This is a genomic window from Mesorhizobium sp. M1A.F.Ca.IN.020.06.1.1 (genome assembly GCF_004023265.1).
GTDB lineage: Bacteria > Pseudomonadota > Alphaproteobacteria > Rhizobiales > Rhizobiaceae > Mesorhizobium.
Genome location: NZ_RZSR01001064.1, coordinates 1 through 1907, shown reverse-complemented (window position 1 = coordinate 1907; position 1907 = coordinate 1). Strand labels below are relative to the sequence as shown.

2 protein-coding genes are annotated in these 1907 nt (G+C 62.0%); both read right to left on the bottom strand.

What is annotated here, in order from left to right:
* Nucleotides 1–70 precede the first annotated feature (70 nt).
* Nucleotides 71–595 carry a hypothetical protein gene (locus EOA60_RS30940; RefSeq protein WP_128312468.1) on the bottom strand — a complete coding sequence of 175 codons (525 nt, stop codon included), beginning with the start codon at nucleotides 593–595 and terminating at the stop codon, nucleotides 71–73.
* A 307-nt stretch (nucleotides 596–902) separates the two neighbouring features.
* Nucleotides 903–1703, bottom strand: a complete 801-nt coding sequence (locus EOA60_RS30935) for a hypothetical protein (RefSeq protein WP_127335490.1) — start codon at nucleotides 1701–1703, stop codon at nucleotides 903–905.
* Between the last annotated feature and the right edge of the window lie 204 nt (nucleotides 1704–1907).

Below are 1907 nucleotides of genomic sequence, written 5' to 3'. Positions count from 1 at the left end.
CATTCGGCAAGCGACGGAACGTGGTAGGGTTCGGCAGGTGCCTCGGCGGGTTTCTTGCTCAAAAGGGCCATTACTTGGTGTCTCCAAAAAGGTGCTTCGCGGCAAGCGCAATCGCGCCCGCCGGGATGGTTGTGGCGCGCCGTTGCTTACTGCCGGACCAATGACCGGCGAGCGTGCCGGCAGGCTGAAAGCGGACCACGCCATCGCGAGTGTGAAAGGTGACTTCCGGCCAGTTTTCGCACACCTCGACAGCCGTTACCGGCGAAGTGTCAGGTGACCACACCAGGTCATGCAGAAAGTCGAACGCGGTCCGCTGTGCGGGCCGTATGACTTCAGGCATCACGTCAAGGTTGACGCCGTCTGGAACGCAGGACGCCAGCTTGGCCGTAACATCGGCCACAGAGCGCAGCGGCGCGCCAGAGGCCACCGCCAGTAGCAACAGCGCAAAGTCGGCTTGCGTGATTTCCACGGCCACGCCCGGCGCACCGGGCTCAATTAGGCGTTCTTCGGTGAGGCGACGCGCAACGGTGCGCGCTTTGGCAGCTTTGAAGCCGCAATAGCTCAAAGCCGCCACGGAGGCGGCAAGGTTAGGCATTTGTTTTGTCCTTTGGAAAAGCGCGCGAATTGCGCGTGTTGGCTTAAATGAGAGAGCCCGATCGCGTTAGGGCGACCGGGCTGAAAGGCCCGCCTGACCTCTTGGCCAATGACGGGGTGCGGCGACCGCGTGGGGCGGTTCCCGCGTGCGCTACCGACAGAGGGGCGGCCGCGCAAAATTGTCGGTGGATGCTGCCCGAAGGTGCGTCCACCGTCAGGGACAAGCCCTGAAAACTAAAAAGGGGCAGCCGAAGCCGCCCCGCGTGTCTCTCTCCCCCTCCCCGTTGGGGTTTGAAGTTGGGTATACCCTACGCCGCGCTGCGCCTGGCAGGCTTTTGCCAAAACTCATCCAGACACTGCAGCCCGAGAAAGACGAGAGCTCGGCCAGCACCCTTTGCACCGGCTTGGTTGCCAACTCCATGTGCGCGTCCGATGCTCTCGAGCGTCTCGCCGCCAACACATGCCGCCTCGAAGGCCTCCCGCAACCATCCTAGTGCCGCCTGCGCCGCAGCCAGCTCGCGGCGGCTGTCGATCGCATGCAGGAGCGGCCAGTCGCCGTTCCATTGGCGCGGCATAGGCTTCGCTTTCCGCTTGGTTTTATCTGGATCCGCCGCGACCGTGCGCGCTGCGGGGGTGTCAAGCCGCGCCTTCTTGCCGGTCACCTTCTTCGGTCCTTTGTCCACCAAGTCACCGGTCGACTCATCTAGGCGCATGTCGGCCATGATGTAGATGTTATCGGCCAGGTCTTTTCCGACAAGTTCGACAGGCCGGTTGGCTGCGTCGTGCATACCACGGTATCGCTCGGCCAAAGCCAGGCAGTGATCATTGTTTTCGGCTCGCAGCAGCCTACCTAGCGGCCAATCCTTGTTATCGTTGGCGTACTGGCCGCTGTACCGCATTGATGTTAGGCGCGCGGTCTGTGCCTTTTGCCGCCATTGTAAGGGCGGGCCGTCCGTGCCGTATCGAAAGTACAGCTGACCACGGGGCGCACGAACGCTACTGCCTCGCCACTCTCCATCGCCGCGCGTGTCAAAAAGCCGTGGCATTTCTTGTGCTGTGTCAAACACCGCGACGTCATTGGCCGCAGCGCGACCGTCCAGAGATTCCATGTTGATTGCTCTGTTCCCAGAGGCTGCCCCACGCAGCCGTTTCGTATGCCGGCATTGCCGGCGAGCTTTGCCGCTTGTGGCCTGTTATCTAGGGTCGAGCGACCCAGTGCGCACTAAATGTAGGGTTCAGGCGCCATTTTTTCCATCGGGCTTTATCCCCAGAAAGCTCGTGCGTGGTACACGAAACGGTCCACTGCCCTTGAC